At 65.4% G+C, this 419-nt stretch carries 1 protein-coding gene; it reads right to left on the reverse strand.

Translation table 11 applies throughout. The annotated features are described in order from the left end of the window. Positions 1 to 368 (reverse strand): IS110 family transposase (locus AC0IY0_RS28765; RefSeq protein ID WP_471766480.1); only part of this gene is annotated, 368 nt, incomplete at its 3' end. Positions 369 to 419: the final 51 nt, after the last annotated feature.

Raw genomic sequence — 419 nt, forward strand, 5'->3', positions numbered from 1 at the left:
TCCGGCTCCGGCAAGGGCCTGGCCGGTGGTCTGATGCGTTCGGCGAAGAGGGCAATGACCTCGGCGTCGAGCGTGTCTGTCTTCGTCAACCGGCCTATCGCTCTGGCGAAGTCGCGGATCTGGCGCGGGTTGACGATGCAGAGCGGCAGCCCGGCTGCGGCGAGCGCTGCAGCGACGTTTGCCTCGAAGCCGCCTGTGGCTTCCAGGACGACGCGGGCAACCAGGAGGGTGGTGAAGCGGCGCGCGAGAGCTTCAAGCCCCTTCGCGTCCCGAGGAACATGGAAGGCCTCGTCCAACGGCCTGAGATGAACGTCGAGACGGTCTTTGGACACGTCGATGACAACGAAGATGGTGGGTTGTTCGTCCATGACCCTACCTTGCAAATGCGGGCTCTGGCCCGAGCGGCTGTCCGGGTTCGG

The organism is Methylobacterium sp. AC315, from assembly GCF_979253755.1.